Annotated in this window: 18 protein-coding genes; 17 read left to right on the top strand and 1 reads right to left on the bottom strand. The window is 72.7% G+C overall.

All coding sequences use genetic code 11. From position 1 onward, the window contains the following. Positions 1-67: 67 nt before the first annotated feature. The 17 genes from carB to ABFX51_RS19740 all read left to right on the top strand — a co-directional run bounded on the left by carB (position 68) and on the right by ABFX51_RS19740 (position 17,671). A complete protein-coding gene (gene carB / locus ABFX51_RS19820) occupies positions 68-3,397 on the top strand; it encodes a carbamoyl-phosphate synthase large subunit (protein WP_091507582.1) in 3,330 nt (1,109 codons plus the stop codon). A 50-nt stretch (positions 3,398-3,447) separates the two neighbouring features. Continuing rightward, positions 3,448-4,293, top strand: a complete 846-nt coding sequence (gene pyrF, locus ABFX51_RS19815; RefSeq protein ID WP_245783066.1) for an orotidine-5'-phosphate decarboxylase — start codon at positions 3,448-3,450, stop codon at positions 4,291-4,293. A gap of 198 nt (positions 4,294-4,491) precedes the next feature. Then, positions 4,492-4,809 carry an integration host factor, actinobacterial type gene (mihF, locus tag ABFX51_RS19810; RefSeq protein WP_091507579.1) on the top strand — a complete coding sequence of 106 codons (318 nt, stop codon included), beginning with the start codon at positions 4,492-4,494 and terminating at the stop codon, positions 4,807-4,809. Continuing rightward, complete coding sequence (gmk, locus tag ABFX51_RS19805; RefSeq protein ID WP_346054501.1) at positions 4,806-5,450, top strand: guanylate kinase; 645 nt, start codon at positions 4,806-4,808, stop codon at positions 5,448-5,450. The genes mihF and gmk overlap by 4 nt, the downstream gene beginning before the upstream one ends. Positions 5,451-5,466: 16 nt before the next feature. Further along, the gene (rpoZ, locus tag ABFX51_RS19800; protein WP_091507578.1) at positions 5,467-5,739 is read left to right on the top strand and encodes a DNA-directed RNA polymerase subunit omega; all 273 of its coding nucleotides are present in this window, start codon (positions 5,467-5,469) and stop codon (positions 5,737-5,739) included. Beyond that, positions 5,732-6,970 carry a bifunctional phosphopantothenoylcysteine decarboxylase/phosphopantothenate--cysteine ligase CoaBC gene (gene coaBC, locus ABFX51_RS19795; protein WP_346054500.1) on the top strand — a complete coding sequence of 413 codons (1,239 nt, stop codon included), beginning with the start codon at positions 5,732-5,734 and terminating at the stop codon, positions 6,968-6,970. The genes rpoZ and coaBC overlap by 8 nt, the downstream gene beginning before the upstream one ends. A 44-nt stretch (positions 6,971-7,014) precedes the next feature. Further along, on the top strand, positions 7,015-8,217 hold the full coding sequence (gene metK / locus ABFX51_RS19790; RefSeq protein WP_346054499.1) for a methionine adenosyltransferase: 1,203 nt from the start codon (positions 7,015-7,017) through the stop codon (positions 8,215-8,217). Beyond that, positions 8,210-10,267 carry a primosomal protein N' gene (locus ABFX51_RS19785; protein WP_428832483.1) on the top strand — a complete coding sequence of 686 codons (2,058 nt, stop codon included), beginning with the start codon at positions 8,210-8,212 and terminating at the stop codon, positions 10,265-10,267. Before metK ends, ABFX51_RS19785 begins: the two co-directional genes overlap by 8 nt. Before the next feature lie 190 nt (positions 10,268-10,457). After that, on the top strand, positions 10,458-11,384 hold the full coding sequence (gene fmt, locus ABFX51_RS19780) for a methionyl-tRNA formyltransferase (protein ID WP_346054498.1): 927 nt from the start codon (positions 10,458-10,460) through the stop codon (positions 11,382-11,384). After that, positions 11,381-12,808 carry an RsmB/NOP family class I SAM-dependent RNA methyltransferase gene (locus ABFX51_RS19775; protein ID WP_346054496.1) on the top strand — a complete coding sequence of 476 codons (1,428 nt, stop codon included), beginning with the start codon at positions 11,381-11,383 and terminating at the stop codon, positions 12,806-12,808. The genes fmt and ABFX51_RS19775 overlap by 4 nt, the downstream gene beginning before the upstream one ends. Beyond that, on the top strand, positions 12,805-13,299 hold the full coding sequence (locus ABFX51_RS19770) for a flavoprotein (RefSeq protein ID WP_346054495.1): 495 nt from the start codon (positions 12,805-12,807) through the stop codon (positions 13,297-13,299). The genes ABFX51_RS19775 and ABFX51_RS19770 overlap by 4 nt, the downstream gene beginning before the upstream one ends. 19 nt (positions 13,300-13,318) lie before the next feature. Further along, on the top strand, positions 13,319-14,002 hold the full coding sequence (rpe, locus tag ABFX51_RS19765) for a ribulose-phosphate 3-epimerase (protein ID WP_346054494.1): 684 nt from the start codon (positions 13,319-13,321) through the stop codon (positions 14,000-14,002). 19 nt (positions 14,003-14,021) lie between these two features. Continuing rightward, entirely contained in the window at positions 14,022-14,651 is a 630-nt protein-coding gene (locus tag ABFX51_RS19760) for a riboflavin synthase (protein ID WP_346054493.1), read from the top strand. After that, positions 14,648-15,946 (top strand): bifunctional 3,4-dihydroxy-2-butanone-4-phosphate synthase/GTP cyclohydrolase II, encoded by a 1,299-nt coding sequence (locus ABFX51_RS19755; protein ID WP_091507558.1) that lies wholly within the window; start codon positions 14,648-14,650, stop codon positions 15,944-15,946. The genes ABFX51_RS19760 and ABFX51_RS19755 overlap by 4 nt, the downstream gene beginning before the upstream one ends. After that, positions 15,943-16,449, top strand: a complete 507-nt coding sequence (gene ribH, locus ABFX51_RS19750) for a 6,7-dimethyl-8-ribityllumazine synthase (protein ID WP_091507556.1) — start codon at positions 15,943-15,945, stop codon at positions 16,447-16,449. The genes ABFX51_RS19755 and ribH overlap by 4 nt, the downstream gene beginning before the upstream one ends. Before the next feature lie 5 nt (positions 16,450-16,454). Then, a complete protein-coding gene (locus ABFX51_RS19745) occupies positions 16,455-16,907 on the top strand; it encodes a PH domain-containing protein (RefSeq protein WP_428832482.1) in 453 nt (150 codons plus the stop codon). Then, on the top strand, positions 16,904-17,671 hold the full coding sequence (locus ABFX51_RS19740) for an SDR family NAD(P)-dependent oxidoreductase (RefSeq protein ID WP_091507551.1): 768 nt from the start codon (positions 16,904-16,906) through the stop codon (positions 17,669-17,671). Before ABFX51_RS19745 ends, ABFX51_RS19740 begins: the two co-directional genes overlap by 4 nt. Before the next feature lie 4 nt (positions 17,672-17,675). On the opposite strand, the gene ABFX51_RS19735 is transcribed toward ABFX51_RS19740, so the two are convergent. Next, on the bottom strand, positions 17,676-18,128 hold the full coding sequence (locus ABFX51_RS19735; protein ID WP_091507548.1) for a nitroreductase family deazaflavin-dependent oxidoreductase: 453 nt from the start codon (positions 18,126-18,128) through the stop codon (positions 17,676-17,678). Positions 18,129-18,140: the final 12 nt, after the last annotated feature.

Genomic DNA, 18,140 nt, shown 5'->3' with positions numbered 1-18,140 from the left:
CAGCCCAGCCCGCGGGGGCCGACCGGGTGCGGGTGTCCCGCATGACACAGGAGAAGAAGTCCTAACAATGCCGAAACGCACAGACATCGAACACGTGCTCGTCATCGGGTCCGGCCCGATCGTGATCGGGCAGGCCGCCGAGTTCGACTACTCGGGCACGCAGGCCTGCCGCGTGCTGCGGCAGGAGGGCCTGCGGGTCAGCCTCGTCAACTCCAACCCGGCGACGATCATGACCGACCCGGAGTTCGCCGACGCCACCTACATCGAGCCGGTGACGCCGGACTTCGTGGAGAAGGTCATCGCCCACGAGCAGGCGCTGGGGCGGCCGATCGACTGCCTGCTCGCCACCCTCGGCGGGCAGACGGCGCTCAACACCGCGGTCGCGCTGCACGAGCGCGGCGTGCTGGAGAAGTACGGTGTGGAGCTGATCGGCGCCGACATCGACGCGATCCAGCGTGGCGAGGACCGGCAGAAGTTCAAGGACATCGTGCGCGCGATCGGCGGCGACGTCCCGCGCAGCCGCGTGTGCCACTCCATGGACGAGGTCCGCGAGACCGTCGCCGAGCTGGGCCTGCCGGTCGTCATCCGCCCGTCGTTCACGATGGGCGGCCTTGGCTCGGGCATGGCGCACACGCCGGAGGACCTGGAGCGGCTGGCGTCGGTCGGGCTGGCCGAGTCGCCGGTGACCGAGGTGCTCATCGAGGAGAGCGTGCTCGGCTGGAAGGAGTACGAGCTCGAGCTGATGCGCGACCGCCACGACAACGTCGTGGTGATCTGCTCGATCGAGAACGTCGACGCGATGGGCGTGCACACCGGTGACTCGATCACGGTCGCGCCCGCGATGACGCTGACCGACCGCGAGTACCAGCGCATGCGGGACGTCGGCATCGCCGTGCTGCGCGAGGTCGGCGTGGACACCGGCGGCTGCAACATCCAGTTCGCGATCAACCCCGACGACGGCCGCATGGTCGTCATCGAGATGAACCCGCGCGTGTCCCGCTCCTCGGCGCTGGCGTCGAAGGCCACCGGCTTCCCGATCGCCAAGATCGCCGCGAAGCTCGCCATCGGCTACTCGCTGGACGAGATCCGCAACGACATCACGGGCGAGACGCCGGCGTCGTTCGAGCCGACGCTCGACTACGTCGTGGTGAAGGTGCCACGCTTCGCGTTCGAGAAGTTCCCGGGCGCCGACCCGGAGCTGACGACGACGATGAAGAGCGTCGGCGAGGCGATGGCGATCGGCCGCAGCTTCCCCGAGGCGCTGGGCAAGGCGATGCGGTCGATCGACACCAAGGCCGCCGGCTTCTGGACCCGCCCCGACCCGGAGGGCGCGACGCTGGAGAACACCCTCGAAGCGCTGCGCACCCCGCACGACGGCCGGCTCTACGCGGTCGAGCGGGCGCTGCGGCTGGGCGCCACCGTCGAGCAGGTGCACGAGGCCAGCGGGCTCGACCCGTGGTTCATCGACCAGATCGCGCTCATCGGCGAGGTCGGCGCCCAGGTGCGGGACGCGCCCGTGCTCGACGCGGACCTGCTGCGCGAGGCCAAGCGCACCGGGCTGTCCGACCAGCAGATCGCCGCGCTGCGGCCGGAGCTGGCGGGGGAGGACGGCGTGCGGGCGCTGCGGCACCGCCTCGGCGTGCGCCCGGTGTTCAAGACCGTGGACACCTGCGCGGCCGAGTTCGCCGCGAAGACGCCGTACCACTACTCGGCCTACGAGTCCGACCCCGCGGCGGAGTCCGAGGTGACGGCGCAGGGCGACAAGCCGAAGGTGCTGATCCTCGGCTCGGGCCCGAACCGGATCGGCCAGGGCATCGAGTTCGACTACTCGTGCGTGCACGCCGCGGTCGCGCTGCGCGAGGCCGGGTTCGAGGCCGTCATGGTCAACTGCAACCCGGAGACCGTCTCGACGGACTACGACACCTCCGACCGCCTGTACTTCGAGCCGCTGACGTTCGAGGACGTGCTGGAGGTCGTCAACGCCGAGCGCGAGTCGGGCACGGTCGCCGGGGTGATCGTGCAGCTGGGCGGGCAGACCCCGCTGGGGCTGGCCAAGCGGCTGGGCGACGCGGGGGTGCCGATCGTAGGCACGCCGCCGGAGGCGATCCACCTGGCCGAGGACCGGGGCGCGTTCGGCGAGGTGCTCGGCGACGCCGGGCTGCCCGCGCCGCGCTACGGCACGGCGACGTCGTTCGAGGGCGCCAAGCGGGTCGCCGACGAGATCGGCTACCCCGTGCTGGTCCGCCCCTCGTACGTGCTGGGCGGGCGCGGCATGGAGATCGTCTACGACGAGTCGTCGCTGGCGAACTACATCCGCCGCGCCACGGAGGTCACCCCCGAGCACCCGGTGCTCGTGGACCGCTTCCTCGACGACGCGATCGAGATCGACGTGGACGCCCTGTTCGACGGCGAGGAGCTGTACCTGGGCGGGGTCATGGAGCACATCGAGGAGGCCGGCATCCACTCCGGTGACTCCTCGTGCGCCCTGCCGCCCATCACGCTCGGCCGCCACGACGTCGAGACCGTGCGCGCCTCCACCGAGGCCATCGCGCGCGGTGTCGGGGTGCGGGGCCTGCTCAACGTCCAGTACGCGCTCAAGGACGACGTGCTGTACGTGCTGGAGGCCAACCCGCGTGCCTCCCGCACCGTGCCGTTCGTGTCCAAGGCGACGGGCGTGCAGCTCGCCAAGGCCGCGTCGCTGATCATGACCGGCACGAGCATCAAGGAGCTGCGGACGCGCGGCATCCTGCCCGCCGAGGGCGACGGGGGCCACCTGCCCGCCGACGCGCCGGTGGCGGTCAAGGAGGCCGTGCTGCCCTTCCACCGCTTCCGCACGCCGGAGGGCAAGGGCGTGGACTCCCTGCTCGGGCCGGAGATGAAGTCCACGGGCGAGGTCATGGGGGTGGACACCTCGTTCGGAGAGGCGTTCGCCAAGTCCCAGGCCGGGGCCTACGGCTCGCTGCCGACGTCGGGCAAGGTGTTCGTGTCGGTCGCCAACCGCGACAAGCGGGCGATGGTGTTCCCGGTCAAGCGGCTGGCCGACCTCGGGTTCGAGATCCTGGCCACCTCCGGCACCGCCGAGGTGCTGCGGCGGAACGGCGTGACCTGCACGGAGGTGCGCAAGCATTCCGAGGGTTCCACGCCCGAGCAGCCCAACATCGTGGACGTGATCCTCGACGGTGGCGTGGACATGGTCATCAACACGCCCTACGGCAACAGCGGCCCGCGGATCGACGGCTACGAGATCCGCACCGCCGCGGTGTCGCGCGACATCCCGTGCATCACCACGGTGCAGGGCGCCGCGGCCGCGGTGCACGGCATCGAGGCGCTCATCCGCGGCGACATCGGGGTGCGCTCGCTGCAGGACCTGCAGGCGGCGTTGCGGGCCCGCTCGTGACCGCGCCGGTGCCCGGACGGGCAGTTCCCGCTGCTCCGTTCGGGCGAAGGTTGGCGGAGAAAATCCGCGAGCGCGGCCCGCTGTGCGCCGGGATCGACCCGCATCCGGGCCTCCTGGACGCCTGGGGCCTGGAGCGCACCCCCGCCGGCCTGGAGAAGTTCGCCCTTTCCGCGGTCGAGGTGCTGGCCGCGGAGGTGGCCGTGGTCAAGCCGCAGTCGGCGTTCTTCGAGGCCCACGGGGCCGCGGGGATCGCCGTGCTGGAGCGCGTGGTGACCGAGGCCAGGCTCGCGGGCGCGCTCGTCCTGCTGGACGTCAAGCGGGGTGACATCGGCTCCACGATGGGCGCCTACACCGCTGCGTACCTGGACGGTCACAGCGCGCTCGCGGCGGACGCCGTGACCGTGTCGCCGTACCTCGGGTTCGGCTCGCTCGCGCCCGCCGTCACGGCGGCGCGCGAGCAGGGCCGGGGGGTGTTCGTGCTGGCCCGAACGTCCAATCCGGAGGCTGCCGGGCTGCAGAACGCCTTGCTGCCCAACGGGAAGACGGTCGCCCAGTCCATTGTGGACGAGGTGGCCGCGCTCAACGCCGGTGCCGAGCCGCTCGGGGACGTCGGCGTGGTCGTCGGCGCCACCGTGGCCCCCGGCGAGCTGGACCTGAGCGCGCTCAACGGGCCCGTCCTGGCACCCGGTTTCGGGGCCCAGGGCGCCACTGTGAGCGATCTTCGGGCGCTGTTCGGGGCAGACCTGCGGGGCGTGCTCCCGGCATCGTCGAGGGACCTCCTGAGGCGCGGACCGGACCCCGCGGCGCTGCGGGCCGGGGTCCGGGAAGTTCGGGCATTGATCGGGCAATCGTTGGATGAACCAGGTGTGACACAGCAGCGCGAAGCGTTTCCTTGAGCGGGTGGGGGTGGGCGACGTTCGGTGTGACACAGCAGCGCGAAGCGTTTCCTTGTGCGGGTGGGGGCGGGCGACGGGAGGGTTAATATCAGGCCCCTGACCGCGTACGCAGCGGCCACCCCCGCATTGTGGCGGGTGCCCGGGGGTGGGTACCGTCGCGTCACCCACCCGGAATTTTTGAGTACTACGGAGGAAAACGTGGCACTTCCCCAGCTGACCGAGGAACAGCGCAAGGCGGCGCTGGAGAAGGCCGCTGCCGCTCGTCGTGCCCGTGCCGAGCTCAAGGAACGCCTCAAGCGGGGCGGTACCACCCTGACCGAGGTGCTCAAGCAGGCCGACGAGGACGAGGTCCTCGGGAAGATGAAGGTCTCCTCCCTGCTCGAGTCGCTCCCCGGCGTCGGCAAGGTGCGCGCCCAGCAGACCATGGAGCGCCTGGAGATCGCCCCGAGCCGGCGGCTTCGCGGCCTTGGTGACCGGCAGCGCAAGGCGCTGCTGGCCGAGTTCAGCGGCGAGTGAGCAAGACAGGCGACGACCACGTGGTAGCGGCCGGTCTCCCGACCGGCCGGACGACGCACGGTGAGCCGGAGCAGGGGCCTCGTCCCCGGCGCCGGCTCACCGTCGTCTCGGGTCCGTCCGGGGTCGGCAAGTCCAGCGTGGTCGGTGAGCTGCGGCGGCTGGACCCGGACATCTACTTCAGCGTCTCGGTCACGACCCGGCCCCCCAGGCCGGGCGAGGTCGACGGCGAGCACTACCACTTCATCGACCGGGCCGTGTTCGACAAGATGGTCCGGGCCGGCGAGCTGCTGGAGCACGCCGAGTTCACCGGCAACTGCTACGGCACCCCGCGCGAACCCGTCGAGCGGGCGCTCGCCGAGGGCCGCCCGGCGGTGCTGGAGATCGAGCTGCAGGGCGCCCGGCAGGTCCGCAGGGCCATGCCGGACGCGCGCCTGGTCATGCTGATGCCACCCTCCTGGGAGGAGCTGGTGGGCAGGCTGACCGGGCGCGGCACCGAGGAGAAGGCCGCGGTCGAGGCCCGGCTGGCCGAGGCGGAGCGCGAACTGGCGGCCGCGGGGGAGTTCGACGCCCGCGTCGTCAACGCCGACGTCAGGGAAGCCGCCCGGGAGTTGTTAGACTTGATGAACACGGACTTCGAATGATTCGGGAGCGACACGAGTGACCGCAGCGCTGGGTATCCATGGTGAAGAGCTCGAGGGCATCACCAACCCGCCGATCGACGACCTGCTGGCGAAGGTCAGCTCCAAGTACGCGCTGGTGATCTACGCCGCCAAGCGCGCCCGCCAGATCAACGACTACTACGCCCAGCTCGGCGAAGGCCTGCTGGAGTACGTCGGCCCGCTCGTCGAGCCGGGCCCGCGCGAGAAGCCGCTGTCGATCGCCCTGCGCGAGATCCACGGTGGCCTGCTCGAGCACACCGAAGGTGAGTGACAAGCCCCGCGTGGTCCTGGGCGTGGGTGGCGGGATCGCCGCCTACAAGGCCTGTGAGGTGCTGCGCGGGCTGACCGAGTCCGGTCACGACGTCCGCGTGGTGCCCACCGAGGCCGCGCTGAACTTCGTCGGCGCGGCCACTCTCGAAGCGCTGTCCGGGCACCCGGTGCACACGGGTGTGTTCACCGAGGTGCCGCAGGTGCAGCACGTCCGGGTCGGCAAGGAGGCCGACCTCGTGCTGGTCGTCCCGGCCACCGCCGACCTGCTGGCCCGTGCCGCGCACGGGATGGCGCACGACCTGCTCACCAGCACCCTGCTCACCGCCCGGTGCCCGGTCGCGTTCTTCCCGGCCATGCACACCGAGATGTGGGAGCACCCCGCCACCCGCGACAACGTCGCGCTGCTGCGTTCGCGCGGCACGTTCGTGGCGGAGCCGTCCTCGGGGCGGCTGACCGGCGCCGACAGCGGCAAGGGCAGGCTGCCCGACCCCGCCGACATCGTCGACCTGGCGAAGCTGCTGCTGGCCCGCGCAGACGCGCTGCCCCGCGACCTGGCAGGCCTGCGGGTCGTCGTGTCGGCGGGCGGCACGCGGGAGCCGCTCGACCCGGTGCGGTACCTGGGCAACCGGTCCTCGGGCAAGCAGGGCTACGCGCTCGCGCGCGTCGCCGCCCAGCGTGGGGCCGAGGTCACCCTGGTCGCCGCGCACACCGTCGCACTGCCCGATCCGCCCGGCGTGACGCTGCGCCGCGTCTCGACGGCGGAGGAACTGCGTGGCGCGGTGCACGAAAGTGCCGAAAACGCCGACGTAGTGGTCATGGCTGCCGCGGTGGCCGATTTCCGGCCGGCGAACCGCGCCGACTACAAGATCAAGAAGTCCGATGACCAGCCCGATCCGACGATCGTGCTGGAGCGCAACGCCGACATCCTCGCCGAGCTCGTGGCGAACCGCCGGCCTGGCCAGACGGTCGTCGGGTTCGCCGCCGAGACCGGCGACCAGCACGGCTCGGTGCTCGACCACGCCCGCGCGAAGCTCAAGCGCAAGGGCTGCGACCTGCTGGTCGTGAACGCCGTCGGCGACGGCCGCGCGTTCGAGGTCGAGGACAACGCGGGCTGGCTGCTGGCGGCGGATGGTGCGGAAAGTCCGATTCCGCTGGGATCGAAATCGCAGCTGGCCGCCACAGTGTGGGACGCGGTGGCACACTTCATCCAGCGAAGCGGGTCCCCTCAGTAGGCTGGACCCCGTTGTCCGACCGGAGATGGGAAGTGGCGAGCACCGTGACCGATTCGACCCGCAGGTTGTTCACGTCGGAGTCCGTGACGGAGGGGCATCCGGACAAGATCTGCGACGCGATCAGTGATTCGGTGCTGGACGCGCTGCTGGAGAAGGACCCGCGGTCGCGGGTGGCGGTGGAGACCCTGATCACGACGGGTCAGGTGCACGTCGCGGGTGAGGTCACGACCGAGGCGTATGCGGACATCCCGACGATCGTGCGGGAGAAGATCCTCGAGATCGGCTACGACTCGTCGGCGAAGGGGTTCGACGGCAACTCCTGCGGCGTGAACGTGGCGATCGGCTCGCAGTCGCCGGACATCGCGCAGGGTGTCAATGCGGCGTATGAAGCGCGGTTGGAACAGGCCATGGACGACCTGGACCGCCAGGGTGCCGGTGACCAGGGTTTGATGTTCGGTTACGCCTGCTCGGACACCCCGGAGTTGATGCCGCTTCCCATCGCGCTGGCGCACCGGCTTTCGCAGCGGCTGACGCGGGTGCGCAAGGACGGGGTGCTGCCGTACCTGCGGCCGGACGGCAAGACGCAGGTGACGATCGAGTACGCCGGGGATCAGCCGGTGCGCCTGGACACGGTGGTGTTGTCCACCCAGCACGCGGAGGGCATCGATCTGGAGTCGATGCTCGGTGTGGACATTCGTGAGCAGGTGGTGGCGCCGGAGCTGGCCGGGCTGGAGCTGGACACCAGTGATGTGCGCCTGCTGGTGAACCCGACGGGCCGGTTCGTGATCGGTGGCCCGATGGGGGATGCCGGGTTGACGGGCCGGAAGATCATCGTGGACACCTACGGTGGTATGGCCCGCCACGGTGGTGGGGCGTTCTCGGGGAAGGACCCGTCGAAGGTGGACCGCTCCGCCGCCTACGCGATGCGCTGGGTGGCGAAGAACGTCGTCGCGGCGGGGCTGGCCACGCGCGTCGAGGTGCAGGTCGCGTACGCGATCGGGAAGGCTGCGCCGGTGGGTCTTTTCGTGGAGACGTTCGGGACCGAGACGGTGGATCCGTCGAAGATCCAGGCGGCGATCACGCAGGTGTTCGACCTGCGCCCGGCGGCGATCATCCGGGACCTGGACCTGCTGCGCCCGATCTACGCGCAGACCGCGTCCTACGGGCACTTCGGGCGTCCGGAGCTGACCTTGCCGTGGGAGAACACCGACCGGGCCGAAGCACTTCGCAGCGCCGCCGGTGCCTGAGGGGACCGAAACCACCCCCCTCTGGGACCTGCCCAAGCCGAAACGTCCCGCGGGGCGGCCGAAGGCCGCGCGCAAGGGGCAGCAGCAGCCCGCCGCGCACGACCCCATCGCGCGGATCGTCGTCGACGTGCCGCTCGCGCACCTGGACCGCACGTTCGACTACCAGGTGCCCGACAAGCTCGATGCGGACGCCGTGCCCGGCTGCCGGGTGCGGGTCCGCTTCGCCGGGCAGCTGGTCGACGGTTTCCTGATCGAGCGCGCCGCCACCACCGAGCACACCGGTCGGCTGGCGTTCCTCGAACGCGTCACGTCGAGCGAGCCCGTGCTGAGCCCGCGCCTGGCGGCACTGGCCAGGACGGTGGCGCAACGCTACGGCGGCACGATGATCGACGTGCTGCGCCTGGCCATCCCGCCCCGGCACGCCAAGGCCGAGGGCGAGCCGCCCCGCGCCCGCGCGGCGGTGGCCGCTCCCGCCGGCAGCACGGGCTGGGCGCGTTACCAGCGAGGTGAGGCGTTCCTCGACGCGCTGCGGAGCAACCGGCAGGCGCACGCAGTGTGGCAGGCACTGCCGGGGGAGGACTGGCCCGCCCGGCTCGCCGAAGCGGCGGCGGTCGTGGCGGCGAACGGCCGTGGTGCCGTGCTCGTCGTGCCGGACCAGCGTGACCTGACGCGGGTGCACGCCGCCTGCGCGGCGCTGGCCGGGGAAGACGCGGTCGTGGCGCTGTCGGCGGAACTGGGGCCCGCCGAGCGGTACCGGCGGTGGCTCGCGGTGTCACGCGGCACTGTCCCGATCGTGGTCGGCACGCGGGCGACGATGTTCGCGCCCGTCGCGGACCCGGCCCTGTACGTGGTGTGGGACGACGGCGACGACCTGCACGTGGACCCGCACATGCCGTACCCGCAGGTCCGTGACGTGCTGACGCTGCGCGCGCACGCGGACGGGGCGTCGCTCGTGGTCGCGGGGTTCGCGCGCACGGCGGAGGCGCAGCTGCTGGTGGAGACCGGCTGGGCGCACCCGGTGGTCGCGTCGCGGGAGGAGCTGCGCAAGGCGGCGCCGCGGGTGACCCCGGTGGGCGAGGACTTCGACGTGGCGCGGGACGAAGCGGCGCGCGCGGCCCGGTTGCCCGCTGTGGCGTTCGAGGCGGCCCGTCAGGCGCTGGCCGCCGGGGCGCCCGTGCTGGTGCAGGTGCCGCGCCGCGGGTACGTGCCCGCGCTGGCCTGTGCGCAGTGCCGGACGCCGGCGCACTGCCGCCACTGCGCGGGGCCGCTGGCGCTGAGCGGCGGGCCGGGGCATCCGCCGAGCTGCCGGTGGTGCGGGGCGCCGGAGGGCAACTTCCGGTGTGTGGCCTGCGGTTCGCCGCGGTTGCGGGCGATGGTCGTCGGCTCGAAGCGGACGGCGGAGGAGTTGGGGCGGGCGTTCCCCGGGGTGCCGGTCCGGACGTCGGGGGCGCAGGAGGTGCTCGCGACGGTGCCGGGGCGGCCCGCGCTGGTGGTGTGCACGCCGGGCGCGGAGCCGGTCGCCGAGGGCAGGTACGGGGCGGCGCTGCTGCTGGATGGCTGGGCGCTGCTGGGGCGCCAGGACCTGCGGGCTGCGGAGGAGACGCTGCGGCGGTGGATGGCGGCGGGGGCGCTGGTGCGCCCGTCGTCGGAGGGCGGCCGGATCGTGGTCGGCGCCGAGGCGTCGTTGACGCCGGTGCAGGCGCTGATGCGCTGGGACCCGGCGTGGCACGCGGAGCGCGAACTGGCCGAGCGGCGTGAACTGGGCTTCCCGCCGGCCGTGCGCATGGCGAGCCTGGAGGGGACGCCGGAGGCGGTGGCGGCGCTGCTGGAGGAGCTGGCGCTGCCGGAGTCGGGGGAGGTGCTGGGCCCGGTGCCCCTGGGCGAACCGGACGAGGAAGGCCGCACGGAGCGCGAGCGGGCACTGGTCCGCGTCCCGCGCTCGGACGGCCGCACCCTGGCGTCCGCACTGGCGGCGGCGCAGGCGCGGCGGGTGGCGCGGAAGGAACCGTCACCGGTCCGCGTACAACTGGACCCGCTGGAGCTGATCTAGGGGCGCCGCCGTGGGCGGACGGCCGGGCCGAGCGACCTGCGGCTGTGGCCACCGTCGCCGCGGACGGAGCCTGCGTTCCTGCTAGGGGCGCCGCCGTCGGCGACCGTCGCCGCCGCTGACCGTCGTGCCCGGGCCGCCCCATAGACTGGTCCCCGATGTTCATCCACCTGCATTCCCGCCGGGCCTGTTGATGCGCCTGGTGTTCGCCGGCACGCCGGAGGCCGCGGTGCCCTCCCTGCGTGCCCTCATCGACTCCCCGCGCCACGAGGTCGTCGCCGTCGTGACGCGGCCCGACGCGCCCGCCGGCCGGGGGCGCAAGCTCCTGCGTTCGCCCGTTGGCGCGCTCGCCGACGAGCACGGCATCGAGGTGCTCACGCCCGAGAAGGCCGGGGCCCCCGAGTTCCTCGACCGCCTGCGTGAGCTCGCGCCCGACGCCTGCCCCGTCGTCGCCTACGGGGCGCTCCTGCCGCAGCGCACCCTGGACATCCCGCCGCACGGCTGGGTGAACCTGCACTTCTCCCTGCTGCCCGCGTGGCGTGGCGCGGCTCCCGTCCAGGCGGCGATCCGCGCGGGCGACGAGATCACCGGCGCCTCGACGTTCCGCATCGTGAAGGAGCTCGACGCCGGGCCCGTCTACGGCGTGGTCACCGAGCCGATCGCCCCCACCGACACCGCCGGTGCGCTGCTGGGCAGGCTGGCCGACTCCGGCGCGCGGCTTCTGCTGTCCACTATGGACGGTATCGAGGGCGGCAGCCTCCGCGCGGTCCCGCAGCCCGAGGACGGCGTGACGTACGCACCGAAGGTCACCGTGGACGACGCACGCGTGTCGTTCGCCGACCCCGCCGTCGCCGTCGACCGGCTCATCCGCGCGGTCACGCCGGACCCCGGCGCCTGGACGCTGTTCCGCGGCGAACGGTTCAAGCTCGGCCCGGTGGAGCTCACCGGCGAAACCGGGCTGGCGCCCGGCGAACTGCGGGTGGAGCGCAAGCGCGTCCTCGCGGGCACGGCCACCCAGGCGGTCCGCCTCGGCGAGGTGCAGGCGCAGGGCAAGAAACGGATGGCGGCCACCGACTGGGCGCGCGGAACGAGGATCGAGCAAGGAGAGCGCCTGTCATGAGCCCGGATCGTGAGCGCAGGCCGTCGCGGCCGTCACGGGGGCGCCCGGCGCCCCGCAAACAGGGCCCCCGCCGCCCGCCGCCCTACGAGGACCCCGCCCGCCGGGTCGCGTTCGAGGTGCTGCGCGCCGTCCGCGAGCGCGACGCCTACGCCAACCTCGTGCTGCCCGAGCTGCTGCGTGAGCGCCGCCTCGACGGGCGTGACGCCGCGCTGGCCACGGAACTCGCCTACGGCACCAGCCGCGCGGTGGGCCTGCTCGACGAGATCATCGCCGCGAACCTCGACCGGCCGCTGTCCAAAGTAGACGGTGTGGTGCTGGACTGCCTGCGGCTGGGCGCCTACCAGCTGCTGCGCACCCGCGTGCCCGAGCACGCCGCGGTGGACTCGATGGTGAACATGGCCCGGCTGGAAGGCGGTTCGCACGTCGCCGGGTTCGTCAACGCCGTGCTGCGCAAGGTGTCCGAAAAGGACGAAGCGGCGTGGCTCGACGAGCTGGCGCCCGACCCCGAGACCGACGCGATCGGCAACCTGGCGCTGCGCACCGCGCACCCGCGCTGGGTCGCCCGCGCGTTCGCCGAAGCGCTGGGGGACAAGGGCCCCGAGCTGAAGGCCGCCCTCGAAGCCGACGACGCCAGGCCCGCCGTGCACCTCGTCGCGCGGCCCGGGGAGATCAGCGCCGACGAGCTGGCCGCCATCACCGGTGGCGACGTCGCGCCGTACTCGCCCTACGGCGTGCACCTGCCGCCCGGCGCGGGCGACCCGGGCGACGCCGAACCCGTCCGCGAGCGGCTCGCCGCCGTGCAGGACGAGGGCAGCCAGCTGTGCGCGGTCGCGCTCACGAAGGTGCCGCTGGCGGGCAGCGACGAGCGCTGGCTCGACCTGTGTGCCGGTCCCGGCGGCAAGGCCGCGCTGCTCGGCGCGCTCGCCGAGCTGTCCGGCGCCCGCGTGGACGCGGTCGAGCAGGCGCCGCACCGCGCACGCCTCGTCGAGAAGGCCACCGAGGGGCTGCCGGTCACCGTGCACGTCGCCGACGGCCGGGAGTCCGGGCTGGAACCGGGCTTCGACCGCGTGCTCGTCGACGCCCCGTGCAGCGGGCTGGGCTCGCTGCGCCGCCGCCCGGAGGCGCGCTGGCGCCGCAAGCCGTCGGACGTGGCGGACCTGACGAAGCTGCAGGGCCAGCTGCTCGCCTCCGCACTGGAACTCGTCCGGCCCGGCGGCGTTGTGGCGTACGTCGTGTGCTCGCCGCACCTGGCCGAAACCGAGGGCGTCGTCGGTGACGCGGCGCGCCGCACCAAGGCCGAGGTGCTCGACGCGCGCGAGTTCTTCCCCGGTGTCCCGCAGCTCGGCGACGGGCCGTACGTGCAGCTGTGGCCGCATCGGCACGGCACCGACGCCATGTTCTGCGCGGTCCTGCGGCGCCCGTGAGGGTCCTCGGGCTCGTCGCCAGCTCGTGCGGCGGACTGGACACGCGGTTCCGCACGGAGCTGGCGGAACCGGCGGCGGCGCGCGGCTGGCGGCTGGCGATCACCCTGACGCCGACCGCCGCGCGCTGGCTCACGCACACCGGCGAGCTGGCGCGGCTGCAGGAGCTGACGGACCTGGAGGTGCGCAGCGAGTCCCGGCTGCCGGGGCAGCCGCGCCCGCACCCCGACCCCGAGGTGTTCCTGTTCGCGCCCGCGAGCGCGAACTCGGTCGCCAAGCTGGCGCTGGGCATCGCGGACAACCAGGCGCTCACCGTGCTCGGCGACGTGCTGGGCGACCCGCGGGTGACGGTCGCGGTGGCTCACCGGGTGAGCCCCGCGCGGCTGCGGCACCCGGCCTGGCGGGCCCACACCGAGGCCCTGACCTCCGCCGGGGTACAGCTTTCCCATCTGTCGGAACCGTGGTCGACGGCACTGACCGCGCTACCCGATTGACCTTCTACACTGCGTAATCATGACCGCCCGACCTCTCATCGCACCGAGCATCCTGTCCGCCGACTTCGCCCGGCTGGGCGAGGAGATCCGTGCCGTGGCGGGCCCGGGGGAGACGCGGGCCGACTGGGTGCACGTCGACGTGATGGACGCGCACTTCGTGCCGAACCTGACGCTGGGCCTGCCGGTCGTGCAGTCCCTGCGCAAGGCCACCGACCTGCCGCTGGACTGCCACCTCATGATCGAGGACCCGGACCGCTGGGCGATCGGGTACGCCGAGGCCGGGGCGTACAACGTCACCGTGCACGTCGAGGCCGCGAAGGACCCGGTGAAGATCGCGAAGGACCTGCGGGCCGCCGGGGCGAAGGCCGGGCTGTCGGTCAAGCCGGGCACGCCGCTGGAGGACCACCTCGACACGCTCAAGCACTACGACACGCTGCTGGTGATGTCGGTGGAGCCGGGCTTCGGCGGCCAGTCGTTCATCCCCGAGGTGCTGGACAAGGTCCGCACCGCGCGGCGGCTGGTCGACACCGGGCACCTGAAGGTGCTGGTCGAGATCGACGGCGGGATCAACGCCGACACCATCGAGCAGGCCGCCGAGGCCGGGGTGGACTGCTTCGTCGCGGGCTCCGCCGTCTACGGCGCCGAAGACCCGGGCAAGGCCGTCGCCGCACTGCGCGACCTCGCCGCCCACGCCCAGAACTAGAGACCTTGGAGGCACCCCAGTGTTCACCGGCATCGTCGAGGAGCTCGGCGAGATCACGGCGGTGGAGCAGCTGCCCAACGCCGCCCGGCTCACCGTGCGCGGGCCGGTGGTCACCTCCGACGCCAAGCACGGCGACTCGATCGCCGTCAGCGGGGTGTGCCTGACCGTCGTCGAGGTGGCCGCCCAGGAGTTCACCGTCGACGTCGTGCAGGAGACGCTGGAGCGTTCGCGCCTGGCGAAGATCGCCCCCGGCGACCGGGTCAACCTGGAGCGCGCCACGGCGGTCGGCGACCGGCTGGGCGGCCACATCATGCAGGGCCACGTGGACGGCACCGGCGTGTTCCTGTCCCGTGACGCCAACGGCCTGACCCGCTTTTCGCTGCCCTCGCACCTGGCGCGTTACGTGGTGGAGAAGGGCTCGATCGCGGTCGACGGCATCTCGCTCACGGTGGCGGGTGTGACGAACGACGAGTTCACGGTGGCGCTGATCCCCACCACACTGGAGTTGACGACGCTCGGGCACGCCGAACCGGGCGACCTGGTCAACCTCGAGGTCGACGTAGTCGCGAAGTACGTCGAGAAGCTGGCCATGCCGCACCTGTCCGGTCCCGCGGCGCACAATGGAGTCAGGGCCGAGGAGGACGCGTGACAGCAGGAACGCCGTGTGGCGCCGGGGTGCCGGTGGACGCCGCCGGGATCGAGCGGGCGATCGCGGACATCGCGGCCGGGCGCCCGGTGGTCGTCGTCGACGACGAGGACCGGGAGAACGAGGGCGACCTGATCTTCGCCGCCGAGAAGGCGACGCCGGAGCTGATGGCCTTCATGGTGCGCTACACGTCTGGTTACGTGTGCGCCGCCCTCACCGAGGCGGACTGCGACCGGCTCGACCTGCCGCCGATGTACCACACGAACCAGGACGCCCGCGGCACCGCGTACGCCGTCACGGTGGACGCCGCGTCGGGCATCTCGACGGGGATCTCGGCCGCCGACCGGGCGCACACGGTGCGCCTGCTCGCCGACCCCGACTCCAAGCCCGCCGACTTCCGCCGTCCCGGCCACGTCGTGCCGCTGCGCGCGAAGGAGGGCGGCGTGCTGCGCCGGCCGGGGCACACCGAGGCGGCGGTGGACCTCGCCAGGATGGCGGGGCTGCACCCGGCGGGCGTGCTGTGCGAGATCGTCTCCCAGAAGGACGAGGGGGACATGGCGCGGCGCGACGAGCTGCAGGTGTTCGCCTCCGACCACGACCTCCAGGTCATCACGATCGCCGACCTCATCGCCTACCGGCGGCGCCACGAGAAGCAGGTCGAGCGGGTCGCGGAGGCGCGCATCCCGCTGGCCGCCGGCACGTTCCGCGCGGTCGGGTACGACAGCCTGCTGGACGGCATCGAGCACGTCGCGTTCGTCTACGGCGAGATCGGCGACGGCGAGGACATCCTGGTCCGCGTGCACTCCGAGTGCCTGACCGGCGACGTGTTCGGCTCGCTGCGCTGCGACTGCGGCCCGCAGCTGGAGGCGGCGCTGCAGGCCGTCGCCGACGAGGGCCGTGGTGTGGTGCTGTACATCCGAGGGCACGAGGGCCGGGGCATCGGCCTGCTGCACAAGCTGCAGGCCTACCAGCTGCAGGACCTGGGCGCCGACACGGTGGACGCGAACCTGGCGCTCGGCGTGCCCGCCGACGCCCGTGACTACGGCACCGGGGCGCAGATCCTGTGCGACCTGGGCGTGCGCTCGATGCGGCTGCTGACGAACAACCCGGCGAAGCGGGTGGGCCTGGAGGGCTACGGGCTGAAGGTGACCGGCCGCGTGCCGCTGCCGATCTCGCCGAACCCGGAGAACCTGCGGTACCTGCGCACCAAGCGTGACCGGATGGGGCACGACCTGGCGAACCTCGAGCAGTTCGACCAGGTGGGTGCCGACGTGGCGAAGAACGGGAACGGTTCATGAGCGGTGAGGGACGCCCGGACGTCGAACTCGACCTGAGCGAGTGCGAGAACCTGCGCCTGGCGATCGTCGCGACGCGCTGGCACGCGAAGATCACCGACAGCCTGCTGGAGCGGGCGGTCGCCGCGGCGCGCGAGGCGCACCTCAAGGAGGAGCCGACGGTCGTGCGCGTGGCGGGGGCCGTCGAGCTGCCGGTCGTGGCGCAGGCGCTGGCCCGCCAGCACGACGCGGTGGTCGCGCTCGGCGTCGTGATCCGGGGCGGCACCCCGCACTTCGAGTACGTGTGCGACGCCGTGACGGCGGGCCTGACGCGGGTGGCGCTCGACGAGGGCACCCCGGTGGGCAACGGTGTGCTCACGTGCGACACCGAGGAACAGGCGCTGGACCGCGCCGGGCTGCCGGGGTCGAAGGAGGACAAGGGCCGCGAGGCGACGCAGGCCGCGCTGGACGCGGCGTACCAGCTGCGCTCGCTGCGGCAGCCGTGGACCGATCGGAAGTTCCAGTGAGCGTCGTGACCGAGGACAGCGCCGTCGTCATCCGCCCGAGGCGGGCCACGTGGGTTTCGGTGGTGCTGGCGGCGTGCCTGCTCGTCGCGTTCGTCGTGGTCGCGCTGCTGCTGCGCTCGTCGAACACCGGCGTGATCTTCGAGGTCTCCGACCAGATCGCGATGGTCGGCGTCGGCATCGTGCTGGCCGGAGGGGCGCTGCTGTTCGCGACGCCGCGCGTGCGCGCCGACGCCCGCGGGATCGAGGTGCGCAACGTCATCCTGCTGAAGCGGCGCTTCGACTGGCTGGACGTCCTCGCCGTCAGCTTCCCCGACGGCGCGTCGTTCGCGCGGCTGGAGCTGCCGGAGGACGAGTACCTGGGGGTGCTCGCCATCCAGGCGGTGGACCGCGAGCACGCCGTCGAAGCCGTGCGGGCGCTGCGGCGGCTGCACAAGCAGGCCTGGGCCGGACAGCCGTGACCGCGTTCCCCGCCGAGCGGACCGCCATCGTCACCGGTGGTGCGTCCCGGCGGGGGATCGGCCGGGTCACCGCGGACCGGCTCGCCGCGCAGGGCTGGCACGTGGCCGTGCTGGACGTCGACGCCGAGGGCGCCGAGGAGGTCGCGGCCGAGCTGGTGCGGCGGCACGGGGTGCGGGCGATCGGTGTCGGCGTGGACGTGGCGGAGCCGGAGGAGGTCTTCGCGGCCGTCGACCGCGTCGAAGCGGAGCTGCCGCAGGTCGTGGGGCTGGCGAACATCGCGGGAGTCGCGTCGCCGGTCCCGTTCTTCGAGCTGGACCTGGCGGAGTGGGACCGCGTGTTCGCGATCGACATCCGCGGGGTGTTCGTGCTGACGCAGCGGGTCGCCCGCACGATGGTGGCCCACGGGATCGGCCGCATCGTGAGCGTGTCTTCGGTGTCGGCGCAACGCGGGGGCGGCACCTACAGCAGGGTGTCGTACTCGGCGGCGAAGGCGGCGGTCCTGGGCTTCACGAGGGCGCTGGCGCGGGAGATCGGCGAGCACGGGGTGACGGTCAACGCCGTCTCGCCGGGCCCGATCGACACCGACATCATGGGCGGCACGCTGAGCGAGGAACGCAAGCGGGAGCTCGTGCGTGACCTGCCCGCCGGCCGGGTCGGCACCCCGGAGGACGTGGCGGCCGCCATCGCGTTCCTGCTGAGCGAGGACGCGGGTTTCATCACCGGCGCGACGTACAACGTCGACGGCGGCCTGCACATGCACTGACGCTTCAGCCGGCGGGTTCGAGCACGACCACCGGGATCTGACGCTGGGTGTAGGTGGCGTAGGCCGCGTACGGCCGGTAGATCGCGACCAGCCTTTCCCACAGCGCCGCCCGTTCGTCCCCCTCCGCGACACGCGGACGGACCCGGCGGCGTTCCCCGCCCGGGAGTTCGACCTCCGCGGACTCCATCGCCATCAGGTTGTGGAACCACGCCGGGTGCGCGTCCGTACCGCCCTTCGAAGCGACGATGACCAGCCTGGGTGCGTCGTCGAGGTAGATCAGCGGGCTGGTGCGGGCCTGGCCGGACTTGCGGCCGACGTGGTTGAGCAGCAACACGGGCGCCTTGCGGAACGTGCTGCCGGCCTTGCCGCCGGTCGTGCGGAACAGCCAGGTGTTGAAGCGCGTCATCTGGCGCTGGAGCTTCCAGTACGGGGACGTCGGCGCGGGAGCTTTCGGCATACCGCGATTCTG

Origin of the sequence: Amycolatopsis dongchuanensis, assembly GCF_039542405.1 — a bacterium.
Classification (GTDB): Bacteria; Actinomycetota; Actinomycetes; order Mycobacteriales; family Pseudonocardiaceae; genus Amycolatopsis_E; species Amycolatopsis_E sacchari.
Note: the sequence above shows the minus strand (reverse complement) of the source record. Positions and strands in the feature narration are given on the sequence as shown.

Coding starts and splice junctions, on each gene's coding strand:
- carB (WP_091507582.1), top strand. CDS start 68: ATGCCGAAACGCACAGACATCGAACACGTGCTCGTCATCGGGTCCGGC.
- rpe (WP_346054494.1), top strand. CDS start 13,319: ATGACCGCCCGACCTCTCATCGCACCGAGCATCCTGTCCGCCGACTTC.
- ABFX51_RS19735 (WP_091507548.1), bottom strand. CDS start 18,128: ATGCCGAAAGCTCCCGCGCCGACGTCCCCGTACTGGAAGCTCCAGCGC.
- ribH (WP_091507556.1), top strand. CDS start 15,943: ATGAGCGGTGAGGGACGCCCGGACGTCGAACTCGACCTGAGCGAGTGC.
- fmt (WP_346054498.1), top strand. CDS start 10,458: ATGCGCCTGGTGTTCGCCGGCACGCCGGAGGCCGCGGTGCCCTCCCTG.
- ABFX51_RS19775 (WP_346054496.1), top strand. CDS start 11,381: ATGAGCCCGGATCGTGAGCGCAGGCCGTCGCGGCCGTCACGGGGGCGC.